This window comes from Vreelandella lionensis (assembly GCF_044543515.1).
Taxonomy (GTDB): domain Bacteria; phylum Pseudomonadota; class Gammaproteobacteria; order Pseudomonadales; family Halomonadaceae; genus Vreelandella; species Vreelandella lionensis.
Map to the genome: position 1 here is coordinate 86,244 of NZ_JBITWC010000014.1, position 21,835 is coordinate 108,078.

Consider the following 21,835-nt stretch of genomic DNA (forward strand, 5'->3'; position numbering starts at 1 on the left):
GCGATATGTGCTTAGCCTACTCATTCAGGGTGAGCGATGCCTGACGCTCCTGCCAACCCTGCAACTGATTAAAAATACGTTCGGTTATGCGTACTTCTTGCGGGCCAATCGCGGTGATATGCCCGTAGTTAGTGCCTAAATAGTTGCCTTCACGCACACTATAAACGCTGCCATCAGGGGCGCTAATCAACGCCACCTGCTTCCCACCCATGCGCAATGTGCCAACTAAACGCAGCGCCTCCAGCTGAAACTCCTCTAGCGGCTCGGGGGTGCGCTGCTGATCCGGGGCGAGTGCACTCTCCATCACTGCTACCGTGTCGTTGGCACGAATGCTTTCTGGTGCTAAGAAGGGGCTTCGCACCTCGCGGTAACGGTAATCTACCGGCTGATACTCAGGAATCGTCGGTATAATCACCGGTGGCTGCCCTGCCGGTGTACGACGAATCTCTTCCATCACGGTATCTAACTGGCTCAGGTTGGCATCGCCACAGCCCGCTAACAGAACCACCGCTCCAATGCTAAGTAGACGCTTCATGGGGCGGGCTCCTCCCCTTCCACTGCTTCTATATAGCTATAGGTACGTGCCAGCAGCGACATGCGCAGCGAGTCACCACTCTGCCCGGCAGGGGCTAGGGTTAAATCGTGCTGGGTCACAATACGCGCAAGCTGGCTGATATCTGCCACAAATTGCGCTAGTTCGTGATAGCCGCCGCGCACCTGAATATCCAGCGGATGCTCCACATAGTGAGTGTTACTCACGGTAGGCCTTAAACGGATAGCTTCAATGCTTAAATTGTTTTCCACCGCCGCATCGCTGATGCTGTCCAGTAGCGACGGAATCTCAGCGCTGGTAGGCAGCATGGCGCGCATGGTCGCCATTTGCTCCTCTAACTCCTCCAACTGCTCCCGCACTTCAGGCAAAAAGGCCGCTTCGGATACTTTGCTGCGATATTCGTTCAAAAGGCGCGCTTCTTGGCGTTGGGCCGCTTCTAGTTCGGCACGCTTGTCGCTTACCAACCACCAGCTCAAGCCGCCAACGGCAATGACAAAGGCCAGCACCCCACATAGCGCTTTTAATAGCGCAGGCCACTCTCCCGCCTCTTTTACATCCAGCCCCTGCCAATCTACATCTTGCAGCTGCCGCCACTCACTCCGCCAGCGTTCACGCCCCCAGATCATGGCGCTTCCTCCTCAGCGGCGGCTTCTTCTACGACAGACTGTACCACGTCAAACTGGAACACTCGGCTGGTACCATCTTCGCCACTGGCTACCTCAGAGAATTGTGGCACCCCTAACCCTGGCATGCTGGCGATTTGGCGCAGTTGATCCGATACCTGCCGCTCGCTGCCCGCCATGGCAGAAAAGCTAACCTGTTCACCATTGCGGGAGAGGCGCTGATACACCACGCCATCCACCACGCTGGCAGCAATATTATTGAACAACTGTACAGTGCCTATCCGCTCGGCTTGCAGGGTTTGAAACAGCGTTAGTTGCTCACCTAACCGGGCTGCGGTTGCTTGATAGCGCTGCACGTCGGCGATTTCGTTATTCAAGCGCTCAATGTGGTTCGTGATATACGCATTGCGCTGCTGCTGAGCCGATAACTGCTGCTGATAAATTTGCAAGACACCCAGCCCTAAACCAATACCCGCTAAGAACATCATCACGACTACCCCATAAAATCGGCGTGTACGCTTTTCACGGCGTGCTTCCCGCCAGGGCAGCAAATTGATCTTGATGCTCATAACCCAACCCTCATCGCCAAACCACCAGCGGTGAGCATGGCCGGTGCATCATTGGTTAGGCCTTCAATATTAAGGCGTTTATTCACACGCATACGTTGGAACGGGTTGGCAATCGTCACCGACATCCCGCTATCTTCAGCAATTCGCTCAGCAAGCCCAGGGATCACGCTAGAGCCCCCCGCCAGCACAATGTGCTGCACCTCATGCTGGCGACCAGCAGTGTAGTAGAGCTGCAGCGAGCGCCCTACCTGCTGTACCACGGTTTCTAAAAACGGATTCAGCACTTTCTCGTGATAGTCATCCGGCAGGCCGCCGCGCTTTTTGGCAAAGCCGGCCTCCTCATTACTCATGGCGTAGTGGTCACGAATCGCATCGGTCAGTTGGCGGCCGCCAAACACCGTATCGCGGCTGTAGACGATATGCCCGCCGCGCACCACGTGAAAGGCGTTCATATTGGCACCGATATCCACCAGCCCGACACAGGCGTTGGGGTCGTTCTCTACGCTGAGCTGACGGCGCAGCTCGGCCAGCGAGCGCTCCATGGCGAAGGTTTCCACATCCACCGCCGCAGGCTCAAGACCTGCGCGCTCTAAGGTTTCTGTGAGTTGTGAGACATCCTGCTGGCGGCACGCCACCAAAATCACCTGCTGCTGCTCTTCATCAAAGGGCGCGGGGCCTAGGCAATGGAAATCGAACGCTACCTCGCTGAACGGAAACGGAATATGCCGGTCAGACTCGGCAATGATGCGCTCCTCTATTTCATCTTCGCTAAGCGAAATGGGAAACTGGAGCGTTTTGGTAATCGCGGCGCTGGCCGGAACGGCCACGGCGGCTTTGCGCGTCGAGGGTTTGGCATGCTCAACGGCGCGACTAAGCACATTGGCGACATCGTTCATGTCACGAATACGGCGCTCGACTACCGCGCCTTCGCGAAGCGGGCGCACGGCGTAGCTCTCAACTTGGTAGTTGTCGTTGCACTGTTTAAGTTCAAGTAGCTTGACGGTGGCCGAGGTAATATCGACACCAATCAACCCTTTACTGGGTTTTAGTAAGCGCATGCTGACTCCGGCTCCGCCTGCCTATCGTGCGAGTTTCGAGGTTACATGATTTTGAGTTAAGGCACACGCCCATGCTCCTCGCTATATCAACACTGGTGGCCGCTGCCTCCCCTTCCTATAATGGCAGCCAATTGCGCGCTATGGCGGTTACACCACCATACCTACTCTTCTTTTCACGGGTGCCCACTGTTCATGACGTTTTTACGAACTCTTGTGTTGTCACTATTTTCGCTGGTTGTTGCGCTCTCAGGCGCGGTCATACTGGCGGTGATTGGTGCCGCTATCTACTTCTCGCCGGGACTGCCCGACGTTCGCCAACTGCAGGATTTTGAACTGCACACACCGCTGCGTATTTTCACCAACGACGGCAAACTGATTGGCGAATTCGGCGAAGAGCGCCGCATGGCGATCGACTTCGACGATATCCCACAGGATATGATTAATGCGCTGATTGCGGCAGAAGATGCCAGCTATTTTGACCACGCAGGCGTAGACCCACGCGGCTTAGCCCGTGCAGCGGTGGAGCTAGTGCAGAGCGGCGGCACCATTCAGTCGGGCGGCTCGACCATTACCATGCAGGTCGCGCGTAACTACATGCTGACCCTGGACCAGACCTTCACACGTAAAATCCGCGAGATTCTGCTAGCCCTGCAGATGGAGCAGATCCTCGATAAAGAGGAGATTTTTGAGCTTTACGTCAACAAAATCTTCCTGGGTAACCGCGCCTACGGCATTGCTGCCGCCGCCGAGACTTACTACGACAAGCCGCTTGCCGAGCTGAGCCTGGCCGAAACCGCCATGATTGCTGGGCTACCCAAAGCGCCTTCTGCCTTTAACCCACTGGCGAACTCTGAGCGCTCGCTTATCCGTCGTAATTGGATTCTGTTCCGTATGCGCGAGCTTGGTTATATCGATAACGATATCTACCAAAATGCCGTGCAAGAGCCGGTCACCGCTCGCCGCCATTACACCCAAGCCGAAGTGGACGCGGCCTATGTGGCAGAGATGGCTCGCCAGTATGCCATTGAGCGCTTTGGCGATGACGCCTACACCGGCGGCTACCGTATTTACACTACTATTGATAGCGAGCTGCAGCCGTTTGCCCGCCAAGCACTGGCCAACGGCCTGATCGAGTACGACCTACGCCACGGCTGGCGCGGCGCCGAGCAAGAGGACATCGCGCCCAGCTTGGTAGAAGCTCAAGAGCAGACCAACACCCAAGGCTTGGAAGAGGAGCTATCTGAGTCGCCTGAGATTCGCCAAACTGCCCGTCAGGCAGCGCAACGTAGCCAAACAGAAGTCGAAGGCGTAGATGGCGATGTGAGCAACTGGCTTCAAGTACTGGAGCGCACGCCCAACTACGGTCTGCTACAGCCCGCGATTGTGGTAGAGAGCAGCGGCCGTGAAATGCAGGTATTAACCCGCGGCGGTGAGCTGCAAACCATTGCCTGGGATGGCCTAAGCTGGGCACAGCCCTACTTAGGCCCGCGTAGCCGTGGTGCCGAACCCAGCAGCGCCGACCAGATTGCCAAGCGTGGTGACCTGATTCGCGTAATGGAAACCGACGAAGGCACACTGCGCCTCTCCCAGCGCCCCGATGCAGAAGGCTCGCTGGTAGCCCAGGACCCACGCACTGGCGCCATCCTAGCGTTACAGGGCGGGTTTGATTTTAACGCCAGTAAATTCAACCGCGCTGTACAGGCACAGCGCCAGTCAGGATCGATCTTCAAACCGTTTATCTACCTCGCCGCGCTGCAAGATGGCGAAATGAACGCCGCCAGTGTGGTTAATGACGCGCCGGTGGTGCTGGACGACGGCAGCGATTCGCTGTGGCGCCCGGTGAACTCCAGCCGCGACTTCCAAGGGCCGATGCGCCTGCGTCCGGCCCTAGCCCGCTCGCGCAACCTCGTCACCATTCGCGTTCTGCAAACCATGGGGCTCGACCACACCATTCAGTACCTCGAAGGGTTTGGCTTTGCGCCTGAGCGCCTGCCCCGTGGCCTGTCACTGGCACTAGGCAGCGCCAGCCTCACGCCGATGGAAATGACCAACGCCTACGCGGTGATCGCCAATGGTGGCTTCCAAGTCGCCCCTTGGTTTATTGAGCGCGTCACCCGTGACGATGACAACGAGATCATCGATGAAGCCACTCCCCAAGTCGCCTGCGTTAACTGTGCCGAAGGCCAGGAGACCGTCGAGATTGATGGCAAAAGCTACCCAGTGGCGCCCCGCGTTGCCGACGCCGCCGCGGTGTACATCCTGCGTGACATGCTGCGCGACGTCATCACATCGGGCACGGGCCGGGCAGCGCTGAGTCTTAATCGTGAGGATATCGTCGGTAAAACCGGTACGACCAACAGCCAGCGGGACGCTTGGTTTGCCGGTTTCAACAGCAATCTCGTGACAACGGTGTGGGTCGGTAAAGACAGCAACGACACCATTGCCGAGTACGGCGCGAATGCAGCACTACCGATTTGGATCGACTTCATGGGTGATGCGCTGGAAGGTACGCCCTCTGCGCTACCAGAGCGTCCTGACACTATCGTCACTGCTCGGGTGGATCCGAATACCGGCCGTCGCCTGCACGATGACCAGTCAGGCGGTATCTCGGAGCTGTTCCACCAGGATCACCTGCCAGACTTCCAGACCCGCCGTATTAGCCAAGAGCTTGAAGAGGCCAGCGGTTCACAAGGCTCGGGCACCGCAGAGTCGATCTTCTAATTCGCTAACCACCGGCTAGCCTACGGGCTAGCTACTCAAGCAAAAGCCCGGAAACCTAAGTTTCCGGGCTTTTTTATAGGACGCCTTTTATCATCACGCTAACCGGATCAACCAGTGACCGGCGTAGCCTCACGCTTACTGGCCTGCCAGTTGGCGGCAATGATCACAATCATCACCACGACACCAGCAATTTCTGTCCAGAGGTTCGGGTAGAACACCCCAAAAATGGCCCCACCAATGGCTAAGCGCGGCAGCCAGGACATACGCGTAAACAGGTAGCCCTCAAGGGATGCAGCAAACGCACAGAGCGCGAGCAGTGCAATGACCGCGTTCCAGGCCACCACCAGCACCGGACCACCAATAATGATCTCTGGGTTGAAGACCATAAACAGCGGAATCAGATAGAGCCCTTTGGCAAACTTCCAAGCCTGGAAGCCCGTCTCCATGGGTTTACTGCCCGCAATCGCAGCCCCCGCAAACCCTGCCAAGGCAATCGGTGGCGTCACATTCGAGTCCTGGGAGTACCAGAACACCACCAAGTGAGCGATCAACAACGGCACGCCAAACTCAGCCGTGAGCGCCGGGCCAACCAGTACGATCAGGACGATGTAGCTCGCGGTCACTGGCAGGCCCATCCCCAGAATCAGGCTCGCCAATAGCACCATCAACAGCGCCAGCACTAGGTTACCGCCGGAGAACGCCAGCATCATGGAGGAGAATTTCAGACCCAGGCCGGTCAGGCCCACCACCCCAACGATAATGCCCGCCACCGCACAGGCCATAGAGACCGCCACCGCATTGCGCGCGCCAAGCTCCAAGCCTTGTACTAGCTTCACTAGCCCCGCCCATATCACCGACTTGGTACGCTCAACGGTCACTGGCTGGCCTTGCTTAGGTGCCACAAAGAAGTACCACAGCGCGTAGCGCATCACCGCCACTATCACCATGGTCACCACGGCGTAATAGCCCACCCGCATGGGCGACATGCTCATGGCCAGTAGCCACACCAGCACCGCCAGCGGTAGCAGGAAGTGCCAGCCATCTTTCATGACCTGACGCATTTGCGGCAGCTCGCTTTTGGCCATGCCCTGCATGCCTTGCTTCAAGGCAATGATGTGCACGAACAGGTACACCGTCGCAAAGTACATAATCGCCGGCAAAATACTGATTTTGACGATTTCCAGGTACGGCGTATTGGTGTATTCCGCTATCAAAAACGCGCCAGCGCCCATCAGCGGCGGCATAATTTGCCCGCCGGTAGAGGCTGCCGCTTCAATGCCACCCGCCTGTTTAGGCTGATAGCCCAACTTTTTCATCAGGGGAATGGTAAAAGCGCCGGTGGTCACCACGTTAGCAATGGCGCTACCAGAAATAGACCCCATGCCCGCCGATGCCAACACAGCGGCTTTGGCGGGGCCACCACGCTGGCGACCAGTGGCGGCATACGCCATATCAATAAAGAACTTACCTGCGCCGGTGCTTTCCAGAAACGCGCCAAACAGCACGAAGATAAAGATATAAGTGGCAGCAACCCCCAGCGGCAGGCCAAAGATGCCCTCTTGGCCCAGGTAAAGCTGGCCCGCTACGCGGTCAAGGCTATACCCACGGTGCTCCATGATCCCGGGCATCCATTCGCCCAGCCAAGGCAGCTCACCCCGAGGGCCAGCAAAAGCATAGATAATGGCTAATAAGCCAATCACCGTCATACCGAAGCCCACTGCACGGCGGCTGGCTTCCAGCACGGTCACCGTGGCAATGCAGGCGACGAGTATATCGGTCTCGTTCCAGAACCCGGCGCGGCTGAATATCGCATCGAGGTTGAATACCAAATAACCGCCAGTAATCAACGCCCCAGCAAAAAAGATCAGATCAATCCCCCACCCCAATACACCGCGTTTACGGTTGGGCCCAAAAGCAGGGAACATTAAAAATGCCAACAGCATAATCAGCGCCAAGTGAATACTGCGCTGGTAAAACAAGCCCAACGGCTGGATACCCGCCGAATAGAGTTGGAATAACGACAGTCCCACCGCCACGATGGTGATACACCATAAAACGAAGCGGGGTTGAATCGCATTACCGCCCGGCATGATAACCGGTGGTGGCGTGGATTCGTTCATGAAGTCCTCGGAAGCGTTAGCTAACTTAGGGGGTTAATACCCACTTAATTTTTATGAAACCGTAATGAGATAAGCGCTGAGTGATAAAAAATAGCGGTTGATGCTTAGGATGCAGACAGCTCAATAGTGACGCGTTGCCCGGCAGCGCGCTCACTCAAACTTACCGTGGTGTGCTCGTTAGACGGCCATACCACGCGATGATTAACCGCCGTTGACCCCACCCGCAGCACATAGCGGTTGTTGGCAACCGGCTCGTTAATCGCGTTGATCCAGTACCCGCCCTCACCGTCGGACACCTGCTCGCCGCGTCCATAGATATGCCCAAGCCCTGCGGCAAAATCCGGTTGATGACTACGCTCTAACTGCATCGTGCCGTCTACGTTGCGGTAACAATCCAACACCGTGAAATGCTCCACAGAGTGCTGCCACTGGATGCACCAGCGGCTGCCTTCAGGCGCGGCTGCATCCACTAGCGTTTCGCCCTGATCGGTCACGATCGTTAAGCGCATAGACGCAGCCGCCGAAGCGGGGGTAACCCCCGCTTCGGCGTACAAACCACTTATCAACAAGAGCGCCATCAGTCTTCGTTGCCACTGCATGGCCGTGCTCCTTGATCAATTACGGACGCAGACGGTCCGGAATCTCGGCGCCGACTTCTTCAAAGTAGCGAATCGCGCCCGGATGCAGCGGCACCGGCGTAGAGTTCATGGTGAACTCAATGGTGGTGTCGTTGGCGGCCGGGTGAACCGCGATCAGCTCATCGGTGTTTTCAAACAGCAGTTGGGTCAGTTGGTAGGCCAGCTCTTCATCCATATCAGAGTTGACGACGAGTACGTTGGGAATACCAATGGTCTGAACCGCTTCGTCCATACCGTCGTACATGCCTGCGGCCAGCTCGTAAGGAGCAAATACCGCTTCAGCTTCCTGGGCGTTAGCAATCTCTTCATCCGTCAGGCTAATCAGGCGAATATCGCGAGTGGCTGCCAGGTTCAGGATAGAGCTGGTGGGCGGGCCTACGCTCCAGAAACCGGCGTCGATGTCGCCATCACGAATCGCATCGGCGGTTTCGTTGAAGTTCAGGCGCTGGGGGGTGAAGTCTTCATAGTTAACCCCGTTCGCTTCCAGCAGGGCGCGAGCGTTAAGCTCGGTACCGCTACCCGGCGCGCCAACAGACACACGCTTACCGGCTAGGTCCGCAATGCTCTGAATGTCAGACTCAGCCAGGGTGACCAGCTGCACAGCATTGGGATACACAGACGCCAGCGCGCGGGTGTTCTCAATCTGGCGGCCATCGAAATCGCCGGTACCGGTGTACGCCTGATAGACCGTATCGGCCAGCGCCAGCGCCATATCGGCATCGCCGCGCATGATCAGGCCCATGTTCTCAACAGACGCACCGGTTACTTCGGCCGTGGCCTGAGCACCTTCGATGTGGTTGTTGATCATTTCCGCAAAGCCGCCGCCGATAGGGTAATACACCCCGCCGGTGCCGCCGGTGGCAATTGAGAGCTGCTGCGCGCTGGCCGGCAGTGCGACGGCTAACATGGATGCTGCTACGGTATATTTTAGAGTTCGCATGAGCGTTTCCTCCGTCCTACTTGGACTTATAGGTATGGTTGACGTAAAGGAGGTGTGAAGCCCCAGCCCCGAGTCGCCGTGAACGGCTGCCCGGGGCGGTGCACAGAAGTTAGCACGGCTGGTGCGTGAGATGCTAATGCAGCAAACCGCTTTCACCCTATTTCAACAGTGCTTTAACGTGCTCCACAATATGAGCACCAATCGGCAGCGCCGAGGTCGCCGCAGGCGACGGGGCATTGCCCACGTTCACCGTACGCTTCGTATTCACAAACAGAAAATCATCCACCAGCTTACCGTCATTGGAGACCGCCTGAGCGCGTACCCCCGCAGGATAAGGCGTTAAATCCTGAAGGGTTAAGCTGGGGCAGTACTTACGCACCAAATCAAGATATCCGCGCTTATAAAGCGAGTTTTTCATCTCACACAGCCCGGGTTTAAGGTGTTTACCCAGCACTTTCAAAATACCGGGATGCGTGAACATCTGCCCCATATCGCTTAACGACATGTCTTGCTTGCGGTAGCCCTCACGCTTCAGCGCTAGCACCGCGTTAGGGCCAACGGTCACCGTGCCATCGATCATGCGCGTTAAGTGAACGCCCAAGAACGGCATGGCGGGGTCAGGAATCGGGTAAATCAGGTGGTTGACGATCCGGTTGTGGCGCTCGGGTAGCAGGTAATACTCCCCACGGAACGGGCAGATCGTAAAGCCAGGGTCTTTGCCCAGCATACGAATGACTCGATCCGCCATCAGGCCAGAACAAGAGACCAAATAGCGGCCTGTGAATGTTTCCTGCTGAGTTGTCACCACCACTTCGTCAGCACGCTCTTCAAGGCCGGTCACACAGTGGTTAAAGCGGATCTCACCACCCAAGCGTTTGAATTCCGCCGCCATGGCGCGGGTCACCTCGGCGTAGTTCACGATGCCGCTGGAGGGCACGAAAATGCCCGCCACGCCGGTGATATTAGGCTCGCGCTCCTTGAGCGCGTCGGCTTCCAGCCACTCACGCTCCAGCCCGTTGGCGGCGGTGCGCTCCCACAATGCCTCCATGCGCTGCTTCTCAAGCACATTAGTGGCTACCAGCAGTTTGCCGCAAATGTCGTAGCGCACATCGTGCTGGTCGCAGAACTCACGCGTGGCGCGGTTGCCTTCTAGGCAAAACTTCGCTTTCAGGCTACCCGGCGTGTAGTACACCCCCGCGTGAATCACCCCGCTGTTGTGGCCAGTTTGGTGCTGGGCCGCCCCCGACTCTTTCTCAACCACCAGCAGGCGCTTATCCGGGTAGGCCTGCTGCAGTTGCATAGCGGTAGAAAAGCCTAAAATACCGCCGCCCACAATGATGAAATCCCACATGAATGTCGTTACCTGTGCCAAATTTTCAAAATTTATTGATAATAGCCGTTAATTCACGTTGATCGCTACGTCCCTACATTGGTCTAACACGTTGGTCTAAGGAGTTCTTATGGAGCACGATGCGCCGCGCCAAAACCTCGCGATTAGCGCCTATCACGCGCTTAAGCACGACATCATTCGCGGCCGCTACGCGCCTGAAGAGAAGCTCTTAATGAGCCGCTTAAAAGAGTACTACGGAGTGAGCACGGGGCCGCTGCGCGAAGCGCTTTCTCAACTGGTGGCCGACCGTTTAGTGGTAGCGATTAGCCAGCGCGGCTATCGGGTGGCGGCGATGTCGCTGGCCGAGCTGAACGATATCTACGATGCCCGCGCCCAGTTAGAAGGGCTAATTTTGCGCTTAGCGATTGAGCGCGGCGATGACGATTGGGAAGCCAGCGTGCTGGCTACCGCCCACCGCTTAGCCAAGGTAACCGAGGTTAGCTCCCCCGATGAGCTGCTGGATGGCTGGGATTTACGCCATAAAGCATTTCACACCGCCATCGCCAGTGGCTGTAACTCGCCGCACCTGCTGCAAATGCGCGACACCCTGTTTGATCAGGTAGAGCGCTACCGCCACTTATGGCTGCAAGAGACCGTCATGTCGCCTCAAGCCCTTGAAACCAAACGCCAAGAGCATGCCGCCCTGGTCGACGTGATTCTGGCGCGAAATGCTGAGCAAGCCGCCAACCTGATGCGTGACCACCTAATGACGCCGGTGCCGATCATTACTCGGGTACTTCAAGCCCGTGGCATCCATTAAATTCTGCGTTTTAAAAAAATGTAGATATTTTTAAATAACGGCGATACATTGGGCTCAACAAGATCACTTTTCGGAGTTCACGCTATGACACGCTTTAACTGGGACGACCCGCTACTGCTGGAAAGCCAGCTCACCGACGAAGAGCGCCAGATCCGCGATGCGGCTCACGACTACTGCCAGGAAAACCTGCAGCCACGCGTGCTCAGCGCCTTCCGTGAAGAGCGTTTTGATCGCGACATCATGTCGGAGATGGGTGAGTTAGGCCTGCTAGGCGCGACAGTTTCCCCGGAGTACGGCGGTGCAGGCGTGAACCACGTTGCCTACGGCCTGATTGCCCGCGAAGTAGAACGTGTCGATTCCGGCTACCGTTCTGCCATGAGCGTGCAGTCGTCGCTGGTGATGTACCCCATTGAAGCCTACGGCTCGGAAGAGCAGAAGCATAAGTACCTGCCCAAACTTGCCAGCGGCGAGATGGTCGGCTGCTTTGGCCTGACCGAACCCGACCACGGCTCCGACCCGGGCTCCATGATCACCCGCGCGGAAAAAGTCGATGGCGGCTACCGCCTGACCGGCGCGAAAATGTGGATCACCAACAGCCCGATTGCCGATATTGCCGTGGTATGGGCGAAATCTGCCGCCCACGATAATCAGATCAAAGGCTTTATTGTTGAGCGCGGCACCGAAGGCTTCTCTACCCCGAAAATCGAAGGCAAAGTGTCACTGCGTGCCTCTATCACCGGCGAGATCGTGCTGGACAACGCCTTCGTTCCCGAAGAGAACCTGCTGCCCAACGTTAGCGGCCTGAAAGGCCCCTTCGGCTGCTTGAACAAAGCGCGCTACGGCATTGCCTGGGGCGTGATGGGCACCGCTGAATTCTGCTGGCACGCCGCCCGCCAGTACACCCTGGACCGCAAGCAGTTTGGCCGCCCGCTCGCCGCCAACCAGCTCATCCAGAAGAAGCTGGCCGATATGCAGACAGAGATCACCCTGGGCCTTCAAGCCGCCCTGCAGGTGGGTCGCCTGATGGACAGCGGCAACTGGGCACCGGAAATGATCTCGCTGATCAAGCGCAACAACTGCGGTAAAGCGCTGGATATCGCCCGCGTTTCCCGCGACATGCACGGCGGTAACGGCGTGTCTGACGAGTATGGCGTCATTCGTCACATGGTGAACCTGGAGTCCGTGAATACCTATGAAGGTACCCACGATGTGCACGCCCTGATCCTGGGCCGCGCGCAAACCGGCATTCAGTCCTTCTTCTAATCCATACCGACTAACGCATACCAACGAATCGATCACCAGCAACGAGGCACCCAATGAGCACAGCCGCAAAGCCCCTGGCAGGCATCAAAGTCCTCGATATCTCTCGGGTACTGGCAGGCCCCTGGTGCGGGCAGATGCTGGCCGACATGGGTGCCGAGGTGATCAAGATTGAGCGCCCCCAAAGCGGCGATGACACGCGCCATTGGGGGCCTCCTTGGCTCTCCGGCAGCACAGAATCGGCGTACTACCTTTGCGCCAATCGAGGTAAGCGCTCGGTGACGGTAGATATGGCCAAGCCCGAAGGCCAAGCGCTGATTAAACAGCTTGCCGCTCAGTCGGATGTGGTGCTGGAGAACTTCAAAGTCGGCGGGCTAAAGAAGTACGGCCTGGATTACGCCAGTTTAAAGGCGCTAAACCCCGGCATTATCTACTGCTCGATTACCGGCTTTGGCCAGGAAAGCCCCTACGCCCACCGGGCGGGCTACGACTTTATGATTCAGGCCATGGGCGGCATTATGAGCCTGACCGGCAAGCCGGACAGTGAACCCGGCGGTGGCCCGGTCAAAAGCGGCGTGGCGTTTACCGATATCTTTACCGGTTTGTATGCCGCCAACGCAGTGCTGGCAGCGCTCTACCAGCGCCGCGACACCGGCGAAGGCTGCCACATTGATTTGGCTCTGATGGATGTTCAGGTAGGCGTGTTGGCGAACCAGGCGCTTAACTATTTGACCTCCGGTCAGGTGCCTCAGCGGTTAGGCAACGCCCATCCTAATATTGTGCCCTACCAAGCGTTTGCCACGGCGGATGGCCATATGATTGTGGCGGTGGGCAACGACGAGCAGTTCAAGCGCTTCTGCCAAGTGATCGATCAGCCGCAGTTGGCGCAAGATGAACGCTTTGCCACCAACGGTAGCCGTGTACAGCATCGCGAGACACTAGTGCCGGTATTAGAACTCGCCCTAGCATCACAGCCTACCGATACGTGGCTCTCGGCATTTGAAGCGGTAGGCGTGCCCTGCGGGCCGATTAATACCCTAGATCGCGTCTTTGACGACCCCCACGTGAAAGCTCGCGGCCTGAAGCAGACGCTGCCCCATCGCCAAGCAGGGGAAGTGCACTTAGTGGCCAACCCGATTCGTATTAACGGCGAATCCATCAGTGCCCAAACCGCACCGCCCACGCTAGGCGAACACACCGACAGCGTGCTGGATGCCATCGGCATCACCGACGAGCAACGAATAGCACTGCGCCAAGCGGGTATTATTTAAACCCTCCTATTTTTTGTAGCACCCTTTTTAAACGCCCAGACGGGCGTTTTTTTACGGCTGCAAACAGCCTGCTTAAACAGCGCCCTATTTTGTACAAAATCTATACACAAATTCTCCAAAGCGCTAGACTGCTACTACCTTCAAACGTGAAATTTGTTTAGAAAACAATAACGTACTCACACTTTTTCATTAAACAGTGCAATATAACTCCGCCAAACAAGCGAACGAACACTTCAGGAGACATTATGGGTAACTGCGCACGGGTGAACGGGACGTGTAAACGCTGTGAAGGAGAGCTCCCCTTTGAGTTCACGATGGCGTTTCAACCCATTGTGGATGTTGCGCAGGCCCGTGTAGTCACCCATGAGGCGCTAGTGAGGGGAGTAAATGGCGAGTCTGCCTGGTGTGTGATTTCCCAAGTAACAGACGACCTGCTCTACCGTTTTGATCAAGCCTGCCGCGTAAAAGCGATTGAGCTTGCCAGCGGACTGGGCATGGAGAGTGATCTGTCGATCAACTTTCTGCCCAATGCGGTTTACGAACCGGAAGCGTGCATTCAAGCGACGCTCGAAGTCTCTCAGCGGGTGGGCTGGCCGACGGACAAGCTTATTTTTGAGATTACCGAAACCGAGCGGGTTCGCGATCGACAGCACCTGTGCAATATCATCGACGCTTACCGCACCATGGGCTTTAAAACCGCCCTCGACGACTTTGGTAACGGCTACGCTAACCTGGATCTCCTCACCGATCTCGCCCCCGATAAGTTGAAAATCGACCGAGAATTGGTCATGAACTGCGACCACGACACCCGCCGCCAAGCTCTGATAAATGCCATTATTCTGCTCGCCGCCGAACTCGACATGATGCTGATTGCCGAAGGGGTAGAAACTCGCGCCGAAGCCCTATGGCTTGCCCGTGCGGGCATTACCCGGCAGCAAGGCTTTTTCTACGCCAAGCCCGCCATTGGCGCATTGGGCACTGAATTAACGCCACTGTTGGAAGCGTTACGCAAGGAAGCCCAACTAAGCTCGGAGAGCTGAATGACAGATATGAATACAGATCATCTTTACCAACTGGTAAACCGTTCCAAGCGCAATACAGAAAACGTGATCAAGACAGCGCCTTTGGGGATCTGTATTACCGACCCTCACGGGCATTTTGAGATGGTCAACCCTGCCTACTGCCAATTCTACGGCTATCAGGAAGAGGATCTGATTGGCCAACACTTTACCCTGGTAGTGCCAGAAGCGTATCGCCCCCAGATGCGCCAGCTGCATGATGAGTTTATCCAAGGTGATGAAACCCGGGAGCTGCGCCAAGAGTGGGAAGTGCGCTGTAAAAACGGCGAAACTCGCACCATTTTAGCCGAAGCGGCCCGCATTGAAGGTGACGACGGTGCCTCTCGCAAGGTCACCTTTATTGTTGATATCACTGACCGCAAACGGCTTGAAGAGCGCTTAAAGCAGGCATCGCGTGTTACATTGAAACGTCGAGTACTCGAATGCTTGATCGCGCGGATAAAGCGATGTATCAGGCGAAACAGGCAGGGCGCAATCGAATTGTCATCGCATCGTCATCAGTGTGATCAACGCTATTGCGCACTATGCTAGAGCAACACCCTATCCTTTAAGGAGCTGAGTCATGAGCAATGCCGAGCTAAACGAACTAAAGCAGAAATACGTCGCGGCGGGCGCTGCAAGCCCCGCCACCGCTTTTGCGGACCGCGCCGAAAACGCTGAGATCTGGGACGCCGACGGCAACCGCTTTATCGACTTCGCTGGCGGTATCGGCGTCTTGAACGTGGGGCATCGTCACCCCAAAGTCGTGGCCGCTGTGAAAGCCCAGTTGGATAAGGTGATGCACACCTGCCAAACGGTTATGCCCTACGAGGGCTACGTTAAAGTGGCCGAGAAGCTGAGCCACATCGTCCCTGTACGTGGTCACGCCAAAGTCATGCTGGCAAACTCCGGTGCTGAAGCGCTGGAAAACGCGGTGAAGATCGCCCGCGCCGCTACCGGTCGCTCTAATGTCATCTGTTTCGATGGCGGCTACCACGGCCGTACTTTCTATACCATGGCAATGAACGGCAAGGTCGCGCCCTACCAAACCGATTTCGGCCCAATGCCGGGCACTGTATTCCGCGCCCCCTACCCGGTGCCTTACCACGGCGTCAGCGAAGACGAAGCGATTCGCGGCCTGAAAATGACGCTGAAAACTGACGCCAACCCGAAAGACACAGCGGCGATCATTCTTGAACCAGTACTGGGTGAAGGTGGTTTCTACCCCGCGCCGACCAGCTTCCTGAAGAAGATTCGCGAAATTTGCGATGAGCACGGCATGCTGATGATCATCGACGAAGTGCAGTCCGGCTTTGGCCGTACCGGCAAGATGTTTGCCATTGAGCACAGCGGCGTCGAGCCGGACATGATGACCATGGCCAAGAGTATGGCCGACGGTATGCCGATCTCTGCCATCGTGGGCACCGACAAAGTGATGGACGCCTCTGGCCCGAACTCCCTGGGCGGTACCTACACCGGTAGCCCCACTGCCTGCGCAGCCGCGCTGGCGGTGATGGAAGTCTTCGAAGAGGAAAATATCCTTGAGAAGAGCCAGGCGCTGGGCGACAAACTGGCAGCGCGCTTTAACGAGTGGCAAGGCAAGTTTGATTGCATCGATCACGTGCGCAACATGGGCGCAATGGCAGCATTTGAGCTGGTCAACAACAAAACCGACCGCACGCCAAACCCAGAACTGGCGGCAGCGCTGTGCAAGAAAGCCCGCGAAGAGGGCCTTATCCTGCTCTCGTGCGGTATGTACGGCAACACCATCCGCTTCCTGATGCCGGTCACCATTGAAGATAGCGTGCTGAACGAAGGCCTGGATATCATCGAATCCTGTCTGGAATCGCTGATCTAAGCGCTCTGCACCACCCACAACGCCGCCCCATGGGGCGGCGTTGTCGTTTTTACACATCATATTTTGTCAGTTGAACAGGGGCGCCTGCTGGTTCAACTGTCTGATCTGATAAAGATCATGCGTGTAAGCATCCCATCTAAATATCAGAGTATTCAGGAGCACCACGCCCCAAATGGCCGCTAGAATCATCACCGGCTGGTTAACCCACGCTAAAACCGACACGTCTACTGAGTAGTGAATGGTATACACACTCATCGCCGCCAGTAGCTGAACCAACCCACAGTTTGCGATCACCGCCAGGATGAACGCACTCCTGACGTTGATAGACGGCAAGCGCGTCTTGAACAACCGCAGATGACGCACGCGAACACCGCCCTCTCCTGCCTGATGCGACGAAGGACGAGTGAGTTTTCTCTGACGGCGCAGAAGCGGCAGCCCATAGGCCTCTCGCCCCTCCTGAGAGAACGCAATGCGAAGGGCGTCTATGTTAAATCCACGCCCAAAGATGCGCGTTGCTGCCTCTTCAAAGCGTGACGCATCGGCTTCATCCGACGACGTTTCCTGAGCAGCTGTGAGCGTATCCAGCTGCCTACTTTTATTACCCGAAAGCTTCGCAACGTTAGGCGTATTGATATTAAAGTGCATTTGGTAAATCTGGTACCAAGCGGCTGTTACGCCCACGAATATCATCAAGAAAATTAGCACGGTTATCATTTATCTATCCTCATTCCTACTTATCCTCACATCTACTTAGCCTCACACTCACACCCACTTAGCCTCCCTCTTACTGACGGGTCGATCCCAAAAACCGCGTTTCGATGTTAGAGGAGATCGAAGGCTCATCTAACGCAACAATGTGCAGCACCACCGGGTGGCTCGGCTGGGTCAACGCTGACGCGTCAGCATTAAGCGCCACGCGTAACTGCCTCGTTTCATTAGCGGCCAAGACGAATGTATCAGCTCCTTGTAAACGCAGGCCGGGCAAACCGGTGGCAGATAGCGCGTATTGGTGCTCCTTCGTATCTTGATTGCGCAGCGTCACAGTGTAGTAGTTAATAATGCGCCCCTCGGCCGTGCTTTCAAACAGCGTCTGACGATCTCGGGCGACCTCTACATCCATAGGCACCCGGGCGTTCAAGAAACCGATCAACAAAACCACCATAGAAAACAGTGCCGCCATATAAGCCAACAGCTGAGGTCGCCAAAACCGCGTAGGTTTGCCCTCTAGCGCGCGCTCGGTGGTGTAGCGAATCAGGCCCAGCGGCTTATCGATACGCGCCATCACGCTATCGCAGGCATCGATACACGCCGCGCAGCCAATACACTCATACTGCAGGCCATCACGAATATCGATCCCCGTGGGGCACACCTGAACGCACAGTTCGCAATCAATACAGTCCCCAGCAGCCGCTTCCGCGACCTCTTTGCGATGACCACGGCGGGGCTCACCACGGGCGGCATCGTAAGAAACAATCAGCGTATGGCTATCAAACATGGCCGACTGAAAGCGTGCATAGGGGCACATGTGCAGACACACCTGATGGCGCAACCAGCCAGCGTTCAGATAGGTAAACAGAGTAAAAAAACCGATCCAAAAAAGCGCCCAAGGGTGCGCCTCTAGGCTGAATAGATCCCTTACGAGCCCACCCACCGGCGTAAAATATCCCACGAAGGTGACGCCCGTTACCAACGCAATCAGTAGCCAAGCGGTATGTTTAGCGCCTTTTCGCCATAACGACCCCAGCGTGTTAGATGCGTTGTCGCGGCGTATCCGACGGTGTCTTGGCCCCTCCAGGCGGTGCTCAAACCAAATAAACAGAAACGTCCAGACACTCTGCGGGCAGCTATAGCCGCACCACACTCGCCCCGCCGCCACCGTGATCAAGAATAATCCAAACGCACACAGCACCAGAATCCAAGTCAGCAAGATAAAGTCTTGAGGGTAAAACGTCGCTGCAAAAAGGTGAAACTCCTGGGCAGAGAGGTCAAACCACACCATGGGGCGGTCACCCCACTGAAGCCATGGCAAGCCCACATAGAGCGCTATCAGCAGCCAGTTGGAATAACGCCTTATGCGCTGAAAAAAGCCCTGTATCTCTCGCACATAGATATGCCCAGACGTGGATGGCGAGCGACCCGTAGTTTTCGCCTGAGGCGAATGGTGTTCAACGGCTGCATCGCTGGTTAGGTCTTGCAGTGGAATGCGTTGCGTCATACCGATATCCAGAAAAGGGGGGAGTGGCGATCTATACGGTCGAGGGGCATCACCGAATGAACCGCTACTATGCTCTCCCAGCCAACCACTAAAACAGATGCAGTTTTAGAGAAAAAAGCCGTATCAGTTTTGATATGCTTTTGATTGAGAGTATCGATTCTGTTGATCCCACTAAGCACCCGCGCCAAGCACCAGCGAGTTTATTCCATGAAACGCTATGAACAGTTTGCCGACGAAATAGCCACGCTGATTCGCCAGGGCGTACTGGGCCCTGGCGAGCGCATACCGTCCGTGCGCCAGGCGAGCCGCCATCACGGCATTAGCCCGTCGACAGTGTTTCAGGCCTACTACTTACTGGAAAACCAGGGGCTTATCAGCGCTCGAGCGCGCTCGGGCTACTTTGTTCGTGAACATGCACGGCGCCTGATCAACGAACCCCGCGTCACGCTACAACCCACCGACCCAGCGGAGGTGCAGGTCAGCGAGCTGGTGTTTTCGGTGCTGGACTCACTGCAGGATGACCAAACGGTACCCTTTGGCTCAGCTTTCCCTAGCCCTGAGCTGTTTCCACTCTCTCGCTTAAGTATCAGCATGACACGTGGCTTGCGGGCGCTTTCGCCCCAACAGGTAGTGGCTGATATGACCACCGGACATACCGACCTGTGTCGGCAGATTGCTCTGCGCTACATGCTGGGTGGCATTCAGCTGCCGATGGACGAACTGGTGATTACCAATGGTGCAATGGAGGCGCTCAATCTAGCCCTACAGTGCGTGACTCAGCCAGGGGACTTGGTAGCGATTGAGTCACCTGCTTTTTATGCCAGCCTACAAGTGTTGGAGCGGCTCAAACTGCGTGCGGTGGAAATTCCGGTTCACCCTCGGGAAGGGGTTGACCTAGACGTGCTGGCAGAGCGATTAGCGACGCTGCCCATCAAAGCCTGCTGGTTTATGAGCCACCTGCAGAACCCCATCGGCGCCAGCCTAAGCAACGAGCGCAAACAGGTGCTTTACCAGTTATTAAAGCAGCACCAAGTGCCCATGCTAGAGGATGACGTGTATGCCGAGCTCTATTTTGGCAGCACGCCGCCCGCCCCCGTTAAGGCCTTTGATGATGAGGGCTTAGTGATTCACTGCAGCTCTTTCTCGAAGTGCTTGGCACCCGGCTATCGGGTGGGCTGGGTAGCGGGCGGCCGTTATGCCCAAGAGATCTCGCGGCTAAAGCTGATGACCACCATTTCCCCCTCCATCCCCGCCCAGGCCGCCATTGCTGACTATTTACAACACGGTGGCTACGACCGCCATTTGCGCAAGCTTCGCCATGCCTTAGAAGCTCAACAAACCAGTATGCTGGCGGCGGCAGATCGCTACTTCCCAGCGCATACGCGCATCACCCGACCTGCGGGCGGTTATTTCCTTTGGGTGGAGTTTCCCGAACACGTGGATTCGCTGCAGCTATTTCGCACAGCGCTCGACCATGGCGTTAGCCTCGCGCCAGGCCCCATTTTCTCCGCGACCCAACAGTTTCGCCACTGCATTCGCTTAAGCTATGGCCACCCCTGGACCCAACGCAGCGAACGAGGGATGGAAACGCTGGGCACGTTATTGAGCCTTTTTTAGCGCTATGAAGAACATCACGCGCGCGATGGCGTTATTTACCGAGGCCGCCGATCACCTTCTAAAAAGTTAGCCGTAAACACGGCTTTGCCGTGGGTCTCGAACGACCATTTCATCACGTCGCTCAGTGCTGCCATTACCTCATCGAACTCGCCAAATACCTGGGTGCTCATTCGGTTGGGATGAACCTCCAGACCTGTAGCCTCTAAACGTTTGACCACCTCTTTCACCACGGGCTTGAAATCATCGGCCAGCGGGTAGTAGCTCAGCTGTACGGAAAGGTACATATCGTCTCCTTAATCGCTTCTATGGCTGCATCACCTCTAAGGCTACGCTGTTTGAAACTGCTGCCACGCGGCCAAGATCGCTGAGCGCGTCTCTTCCGGGTGTTCCATCGGGAACATGTGCGTGCCGGGCACCGTACTCACCGGCAGCCCGCGACGAGCGATGCGCTTGAGCCGTGAAGGCGTCATCAAGTGCGACTGCTGCCCCGCCACCAGTTGAACGGGTACGCCTACGCGCTGCGGCAGGTTAGAGAGGTGATCTGGCAGGTGGCGGAAAATTTCCAGCTCGATGCGCGGGTCGAAGGTCAGCTCGGCGCTACCGTCATCTAAAAGCCGCGTGCCTGCTTCAATGTAGTCGTTGAGTGCCTCGGGGGTAAAGCGACGAAACAGCCCCCGCCGCCGCAGCGAGGTCACCATGGCCTCACGGCTGGGCCACACCGTGCGCCGCCCCTTGGTTTTACCCGCGGGGGTGATACGGTCCATGAACCCAAACCGCTTGGCCGCTTTCATGGCCCAGGCGTCTGGCCCCAGCATCAGCGGCGGGTCGAGCATGATCACACCGCGAAAACGCTCCGGCTGCTTATCCGCAGCCATGGCCATCAGCGTGCCGCCCAGCGAATGCCCCACGCCCAGCAACGGCTCGTCAGTATCGGGGAGGTAGCTAAGCAGCTCCTCTACCAAGTTGCCCCAGTTGTGGTTCACCGGGTAGTCCGGGTGGTGGCCTAGCCGATCTAGCGGGTGTAAATCGAACGATTCTGCCAGCGGGTCTAACAGGCTGCGGTAGCTCAAACCGGGAAAGCCGTTGGCATGGGCAAACACTAAGCGGGGGCGTTGGGTGGCATCGGCAGGCATGGCAGGCTCGCAGTTAGGCTAACGGGAAGAAGCGCTATCTATCATACGTCT

General features: G+C 56.7%; 20 protein-coding genes. 8 read left to right on the forward strand and 12 right to left on the reverse strand.

Annotation, left to right across the window (positions count from 1 at the left end; genetic code table 11):
• Positions 1-16 precede the first annotated feature (16 nt).
• From ACIGG6_RS10485 to pilM, 4 genes are read right to left on the reverse strand one after another with little or no spacing between them, the layout of a single operon-like run.
• Entirely contained in the window at positions 17-535 is a 519-nt protein-coding gene (locus tag ACIGG6_RS10485) for a pilus assembly protein PilP (RefSeq protein ID WP_083023687.1), read from the reverse strand.
• Positions 532-1,179, reverse strand: a complete 648-nt coding sequence (gene pilO, locus ACIGG6_RS10490) for a type IV pilus inner membrane component PilO (RefSeq protein ID WP_253507322.1) — start codon at positions 1,177-1,179, stop codon at positions 532-534. The genes ACIGG6_RS10485 and pilO overlap by 4 nt, the downstream gene beginning before the upstream one ends.
• Positions 1,176-1,745: a PilN domain-containing protein gene (locus ACIGG6_RS10495; RefSeq protein ID WP_399844368.1), complete on the reverse strand. Its 570-nt coding sequence runs from the start codon at positions 1,743-1,745 to the stop codon at positions 1,176-1,178. Before ACIGG6_RS10495 ends, pilO begins: the two co-directional genes overlap by 4 nt.
• Positions 1,742-2,803: a type IV pilus assembly protein PilM gene (pilM, locus tag ACIGG6_RS10500; protein WP_083023691.1), complete on the reverse strand. Its 1,062-nt coding sequence runs from the start codon at positions 2,801-2,803 to the stop codon at positions 1,742-1,744. Before pilM ends, ACIGG6_RS10495 begins: the two co-directional genes overlap by 4 nt.
• A 192-nt stretch (positions 2,804-2,995) precedes the next feature.
• Between pilM and ACIGG6_RS10505 the strand changes: the two genes are divergently transcribed.
• Complete coding sequence (locus ACIGG6_RS10505; protein ID WP_399844370.1) at positions 2,996-5,524, forward strand: penicillin-binding protein 1A; 2,529 nt, start codon at positions 2,996-2,998, stop codon at positions 5,522-5,524.
• A gap of 107 nt (positions 5,525-5,631) precedes the next feature.
• Here the strand turns inward: ACIGG6_RS10505 and ACIGG6_RS10510 are convergent, their stop codons facing one another.
• The 4 genes from ACIGG6_RS10510 to lhgO all read right to left on the reverse strand — a co-directional run bounded on the left by ACIGG6_RS10510 (position 5,632) and on the right by lhgO (position 10,573).
• Positions 5,632-7,644 carry a TRAP transporter permease gene (locus ACIGG6_RS10510; RefSeq protein WP_399844371.1) on the reverse strand — a complete coding sequence of 671 codons (2,013 nt, stop codon included), beginning with the start codon at positions 7,642-7,644 and terminating at the stop codon, positions 5,632-5,634.
• Between the two features lie 104 nt (positions 7,645-7,748).
• Positions 7,749-8,243, reverse strand: coding sequence for a DUF1850 domain-containing protein (locus ACIGG6_RS10515; RefSeq protein ID WP_399844373.1), 495 nt, complete (start codon positions 8,241-8,243; stop codon positions 7,749-7,751).
• Positions 8,244-8,262: 19 nt separating this feature from the next.
• Positions 8,263-9,222 carry a TAXI family TRAP transporter solute-binding subunit gene (locus tag ACIGG6_RS10520; protein WP_399844375.1) on the reverse strand — a complete coding sequence of 320 codons (960 nt, stop codon included), beginning with the start codon at positions 9,220-9,222 and terminating at the stop codon, positions 8,263-8,265.
• A gap of 157 nt (positions 9,223-9,379) precedes the next feature.
• Entirely contained in the window at positions 9,380-10,573 is a 1,194-nt protein-coding gene (gene lhgO, locus ACIGG6_RS10525; RefSeq protein WP_399844376.1) for an L-2-hydroxyglutarate oxidase, read from the reverse strand.
• Between the two features lie 109 nt (positions 10,574-10,682).
• Here lhgO and csiR point away from each other — a divergent pair, with 109 nt between their 5' ends.
• The 6 genes from csiR (at position 10,683) to gabT (ending at position 16,819) form a co-directional block, all read left to right on the forward strand.
• Positions 10,683-11,372 (forward strand): DNA-binding transcriptional regulator CsiR, encoded by a 690-nt coding sequence (gene csiR / locus ACIGG6_RS10530; RefSeq protein ID WP_399844378.1) that lies wholly within the window; start codon positions 10,683-10,685, stop codon positions 11,370-11,372.
• An 84-nt stretch (positions 11,373-11,456) separates the two neighbouring features.
• Positions 11,457-12,635: an acyl-CoA dehydrogenase gene (locus ACIGG6_RS10535; RefSeq protein ID WP_188637705.1), complete on the forward strand. Its 1,179-nt coding sequence runs from the start codon at positions 11,457-11,459 to the stop codon at positions 12,633-12,635.
• 53 nt (positions 12,636-12,688) lie between these two features.
• Positions 12,689-13,903, forward strand: a complete 1,215-nt coding sequence (locus ACIGG6_RS10540; protein ID WP_399844379.1) for a CaiB/BaiF CoA transferase family protein — start codon at positions 12,689-12,691, stop codon at positions 13,901-13,903.
• A 245-nt stretch (positions 13,904-14,148) separates the two neighbouring features.
• Positions 14,149-14,943 (forward strand): EAL domain-containing protein, encoded by a 795-nt coding sequence (locus ACIGG6_RS10545; protein WP_399844381.1) that lies wholly within the window; start codon positions 14,149-14,151, stop codon positions 14,941-14,943.
• Complete coding sequence (locus ACIGG6_RS18280) at positions 14,944-15,513, forward strand: PAS domain S-box protein (RefSeq protein ID WP_451923650.1); 570 nt, start codon at positions 14,944-14,946, stop codon at positions 15,511-15,513. It abuts the gene before it with no gap.
• Between the two features lie 31 nt (positions 15,514-15,544).
• Entirely contained in the window at positions 15,545-16,819 is a 1,275-nt protein-coding gene (gene gabT, locus ACIGG6_RS10560; protein ID WP_399844382.1) for a 4-aminobutyrate--2-oxoglutarate transaminase, read from the forward strand.
• A gap of 66 nt (positions 16,820-16,885) precedes the next feature.
• On the opposite strand, the gene ACIGG6_RS10565 is transcribed toward gabT, so the two are convergent.
• Both ACIGG6_RS10565 and ccoG read right to left on the reverse strand, forming a co-directional pair.
• Positions 16,886-17,533, reverse strand: coding sequence for a hypothetical protein (locus tag ACIGG6_RS10565; RefSeq protein WP_399844383.1), 648 nt, complete (start codon positions 17,531-17,533; stop codon positions 16,886-16,888).
• 70 nt (positions 17,534-17,603) lie between these two features.
• On the reverse strand, positions 17,604-19,034 hold the full coding sequence (gene ccoG / locus ACIGG6_RS10570; protein WP_399844384.1) for a cytochrome c oxidase accessory protein CcoG: 1,431 nt from the start codon (positions 19,032-19,034) through the stop codon (positions 17,604-17,606).
• A 207-nt stretch (positions 19,035-19,241) separates the two neighbouring features.
• Between ccoG and mapR the strand changes: the two genes are divergently transcribed.
• Positions 19,242-20,651: a GntR family transcriptional regulator MpaR gene (gene mapR, locus ACIGG6_RS10575; protein ID WP_399844386.1), complete on the forward strand. Its 1,410-nt coding sequence runs from the start codon at positions 19,242-19,244 to the stop codon at positions 20,649-20,651.
• Between the two features lie 35 nt (positions 20,652-20,686).
• Here the strand turns inward: mapR and ACIGG6_RS10580 are convergent, their stop codons facing one another.
• A complete protein-coding gene (locus ACIGG6_RS10580; RefSeq protein ID WP_008958845.1) occupies positions 20,687-20,935 on the reverse strand; it encodes a YkoF family thiamine/hydroxymethylpyrimidine-binding protein in 249 nt (82 codons plus the stop codon).
• A gap of 42 nt (positions 20,936-20,977) precedes the next feature.
• Complete coding sequence (locus ACIGG6_RS10585; RefSeq protein WP_399844388.1) at positions 20,978-21,784, reverse strand: alpha/beta fold hydrolase; 807 nt, start codon at positions 21,782-21,784, stop codon at positions 20,978-20,980.
• Positions 21,785-21,835: the final 51 nt, after the last annotated feature.

What these genes read in the sequence shown, in the direction of transcription:
- ACIGG6_RS10485 (WP_083023687.1), bottom strand. Translation starts at nt 535, where the DNA reads ATGAAGCGTCTACTTAGCATTGGAGCGGTGGTTCTGTTAGCGGGCTGT.
- pilO (WP_253507322.1), bottom strand. Translation starts at nt 1,179, where the DNA reads ATGATCTGGGGGCGTGAACGCTGGCGGAGTGAGTGGCGGCAGCTGCAA.
- ACIGG6_RS10495 (WP_399844368.1), bottom strand. Translation starts at nt 1,745, where the DNA reads ATGAGCATCAAGATCAATTTGCTGCCCTGGCGGGAAGCACGCCGTGAA.
- pilM (WP_083023691.1), bottom strand. Translation starts at nt 2,803, where the DNA reads ATGCGCTTACTAAAACCCAGTAAAGGGTTGATTGGTGTCGATATTACC.
- ACIGG6_RS10505 (WP_399844370.1), top strand. Translation starts at nt 2,996, where the DNA reads ATGACGTTTTTACGAACTCTTGTGTTGTCACTATTTTCGCTGGTTGTT.
- ACIGG6_RS10510 (WP_399844371.1), bottom strand. Translation starts at nt 7,644, where the DNA reads ATGAACGAATCCACGCCACCACCGGTTATCATGCCGGGCGGTAATGCG.
- ACIGG6_RS10515 (WP_399844373.1), bottom strand. Translation starts at nt 8,243, where the DNA reads ATGCAGTGGCAACGAAGACTGATGGCGCTCTTGTTGATAAGTGGTTTG.
- ACIGG6_RS10520 (WP_399844375.1), bottom strand. Translation starts at nt 9,222, where the DNA reads ATGCGAACTCTAAAATATACCGTAGCAGCATCCATGTTAGCCGTCGCA.
- lhgO (WP_399844376.1), bottom strand. Translation starts at nt 10,573, where the DNA reads ATGTGGGATTTCATCATTGTGGGCGGCGGTATTTTAGGCTTTTCTACC.
- csiR (WP_399844378.1), top strand. Translation starts at nt 10,683, where the DNA reads ATGGAGCACGATGCGCCGCGCCAAAACCTCGCGATTAGCGCCTATCAC.
- ACIGG6_RS10535 (WP_188637705.1), top strand. Translation starts at nt 11,457, where the DNA reads ATGACACGCTTTAACTGGGACGACCCGCTACTGCTGGAAAGCCAGCTC.
- ACIGG6_RS10540 (WP_399844379.1), top strand. Translation starts at nt 12,689, where the DNA reads ATGAGCACAGCCGCAAAGCCCCTGGCAGGCATCAAAGTCCTCGATATC.
- ACIGG6_RS10545 (WP_399844381.1), top strand. Translation starts at nt 14,149, where the DNA reads ATGGGTAACTGCGCACGGGTGAACGGGACGTGTAAACGCTGTGAAGGA.
- ACIGG6_RS18280 (WP_451923650.1), top strand. Translation starts at nt 14,944, where the DNA reads ATGACAGATATGAATACAGATCATCTTTACCAACTGGTAAACCGTTCC.
- gabT (WP_399844382.1), top strand. Translation starts at nt 15,545, where the DNA reads ATGAGCAATGCCGAGCTAAACGAACTAAAGCAGAAATACGTCGCGGCG.
- ACIGG6_RS10565 (WP_399844383.1), bottom strand. Translation starts at nt 17,533, where the DNA reads ATGATAACCGTGCTAATTTTCTTGATGATATTCGTGGGCGTAACAGCC.
- ccoG (WP_399844384.1), bottom strand. Translation starts at nt 19,034, where the DNA reads ATGACGCAACGCATTCCACTGCAAGACCTAACCAGCGATGCAGCCGTT.
- mapR (WP_399844386.1), top strand. Translation starts at nt 19,242, where the DNA reads ATGAAACGCTATGAACAGTTTGCCGACGAAATAGCCACGCTGATTCGC.
- ACIGG6_RS10580 (WP_008958845.1), bottom strand. Translation starts at nt 20,935, where the DNA reads ATGTACCTTTCCGTACAGCTGAGCTACTACCCGCTGGCCGATGATTTC.
- ACIGG6_RS10585 (WP_399844388.1), bottom strand. Translation starts at nt 21,784, where the DNA reads ATGCCTGCCGATGCCACCCAACGCCCCCGCTTAGTGTTTGCCCATGCC.